Source organism: Kitasatospora sp. NPDC059571 (assembly GCF_042735675.1).
In the GTDB taxonomy this organism is placed as follows: Bacteria; Actinomycetota; Actinomycetes; order Streptomycetales; family Streptomycetaceae; genus Kitasatospora.
In genome coordinates this window covers 1-2,334 of sequence record NZ_JBHWBW010000734.1, presented here as the reverse complement: position 1 = coordinate 2,334, position 2,334 = coordinate 1, and the positions used below count along the sequence as shown (strand labels likewise).

The following is a 2,334-nucleotide window of genomic DNA, read 5'->3' as shown; positions in this document are numbered from 1 at the left end:
GGGTGGTTCAGTGCGATCCGCCGCGGCCGCGCCAACCCGTCACGGGCAGCGCGAACTTGGCCACCAGCCGGTCGGTGAACGGGGCGCGGTGCAGTCGGGCCAGCCGCACCGGCGTCCGGCCCTTGCGGACCTCCACCCGCGCCCCGGCGGGGAGTTCGACCGACCGCCGGCCGTCGCACCACAGCACGCCGTGCGGCGTCTTCGGCTGTACCTCGACCGCGAGCACCGAGGCGGGCGAGGTCACCAGCGGCCGGGCGAACAGCGCGTGCGCGCTGATCGGCACCATCAGGAGTGCCTCCACCTCGGGCCAGACGACCGGCCCGCCGCCGGAGAAGGCGTACGCGGTCGAGCCGGTCGGCGTGGCGCACACCACGCCGTCGCAGCCGAAGTTGGACACCGGACGGCCGTCCACCTCGGTGACGACCTCCAGCATCCGCTCCCGCGCGGCCTTCTCGATCGACGCCTCGTTGAGCGCCCAGTCCTCGTGCACCACATCGCCGTTGGTGCGGACCACGACGTCGATCGTCATCCGCTCCTCGACCTCGTAGTCGGCGTCGACCACCCGCTCGACCACCACCGCCAGGTCGTCGCGCTCCGCCTCGGCGAGGAAGCCCACCCGGCCCAGGTTGATCCCCAGCATCGGCAGCCCGGACTCCCGGGCCAGCTCGGCGCCGCGCAGCAGGGTGCCGTCGCCGCCGGCGACCAGGATCAGCTCGCAGCCGTCGGCCGCGCCGTGCCCGCCGGGCACCCGGTCGACGCCCTCGGGCAGGTCGAGGCCGACCGCCTCGGACGCGAGCAGCCGGATTCTGATCCCGGCCTTCAGCAGGCCGTGCACCAGGCCCTCGACGCTGCGCAGCGCCGCCTCCCGGCCGGTGTGCGCGATCAGGAAGACCGTACGTTCCTCGCTCATGCCCGCTGCCCTCTCCCTACGCCTGCCGGGTCGCCCTTGGCCCGGTGAGGCCGCCACACGGCGGTGGCGGCAGGACGTCTGCCAAGCACCCTATCGGGGGCCCTCCGCGACGGCCCGGTCCGCATCGGCCGGATCCAGCCGCGGGGCGCCGCGGCGCAGCCACAGGAAGTACTCGACGTTGCCGGAGGGTCCGGGCAGCGGGCTGGCGGTCACCGCCCGCACGCCGAGACCCAGCTGCCAGGCCTGGTCGGCGACCTGACGGATCGTCTCGGCCCGCAGCTCGGGGCTGCGGACGACGCCGCCGCTGCCGAGCCGCTCCTTGCCGATCTCGAACTGCGGCTTGACCATCATCACCAGGTCCGCGTCCTCGGCGCAGCAGCCCGCCAGGGCCGGCAGCACCAGGCCCAGCGAGATGAACGACAGGTCGCCGACGACCAGGTCGACCGGTGTGCCGCCGATCAGCTCCGGGGTGAGCTCGCGCACATTGGTGCGGTCCATCACGGTGACCCGCTCGTCGCTCTGCAGCGACCAGGCGAGCTGCCCGTAGCCCACGTCGACCGCCAGGACGCGCGCGGCGCCCGCCCGCAGCAGCACGTCCGTGAAGCCGCCGGTGGAGGCACCGGCGTCGAGCGCCAGCCGGCCGCCGACCACCAGGCCCTGCGGCACGAACGCCGCGAACGCGCCGGCGAGCTTGTGGCCGCCCCGCGACACGTAGTCGGGGTCGTCGTCGTCCTTGGCCACCACCAGCGCCGCCGAGGTCTCCACCTGGGTCGCCGGCTTGGTCGCCGTGGTACCGCCGACGGTCACCCGGCCCGCCGCGATCAGTTCGCTCGCGTGCTCGCGCGAACGGGCCAGCTTGCGCCGGACCAGTTCGGCGTCGAGACGGCGTCGTGCCACTGCCACTGCTGTTCCATCTCCTACGTGCCCGGCCCGGCCGGGCCGGGCGGTCACTCGTCGTCGAGCGCGGCCAGGGTGTCCACGAGCCGCTGGTGAACATCCTCGTACACCGCGGCGTGTGCCCCGGTATCCACCCCGTCCAGCGCGGCCAGCGCGGCGAGCGCGTCGTCCACGGAGGGATGGCCGGTATCGGTCGGCTCAGGCACCGCCGTCCCCCGGCTCCTGGGCGGGACGGCGGGTCACGCTCTTCTTGACCACGGTCGTCCGCCGGGCGGTCGCCTTCTTGCCCGCCGGCGGCTGCGCCGCGGTCCGCTTGGCGGTCGCCTTGCGGGTCGTCGTCTTCTTGGCCGTCGTCTTCTTCGCCACGGTCTTCTTCGCCGCGGCCTTCTTCGCCGGCGCCGCGTCCGCGGCCGTCTTCTTCGCGGCCGCCTTCGCCGGGGGCTTGCCCGCAGCGGCCTTCTTGGCCGGTGCACCGTCGGCGGCCCCGTCCGCCGGGACCGGGCCGGCCGGGCGGGCGGTGCTCCGCC

Annotated in this window: 3 protein-coding genes and 1 pseudogene; all 4 read right to left on the bottom strand. The window is 74.8% G+C overall.

What is annotated here, in order from left to right; all coding sequences use genetic code 11:
- Window positions 1–7: 7 nt before the first annotated feature.
- Window positions 8–910, bottom strand: coding sequence for an NAD kinase (locus ACFV0G_RS38440; RefSeq protein WP_380558241.1), 903 nt, complete (start codon window positions 908–910; stop codon window positions 8–10).
- 90 nt (window positions 911–1,000) lie between these two features.
- Window positions 1,001–1,807 (bottom strand): TlyA family RNA methyltransferase, encoded by an 807-nt coding sequence (locus ACFV0G_RS38435; protein WP_380558244.1) that lies wholly within the window; start codon window positions 1,805–1,807, stop codon window positions 1,001–1,003.
- Between the two features lie 50 nt (window positions 1,808–1,857).
- Entirely contained in the window at window positions 1,858–1,980 is a 123-nt protein-coding gene (locus ACFV0G_RS38430) for a hypothetical protein (protein WP_380558238.1), read from the bottom strand.
- Window positions 1,981–2,005: 25 nt separating this feature from the next.
- Window positions 2,006–2,334 (bottom strand): annotated as a pseudogene (locus ACFV0G_RS38425) (hypothetical protein); the annotation flags it as partial.

Coding starts and splice junctions, on each gene's coding strand:
- ACFV0G_RS38440 (WP_380558241.1), bottom strand. CDS start 910: ATGAGCGAGGAACGTACGGTCTTCCTGATCGCGCACACCGGCCGGGAG.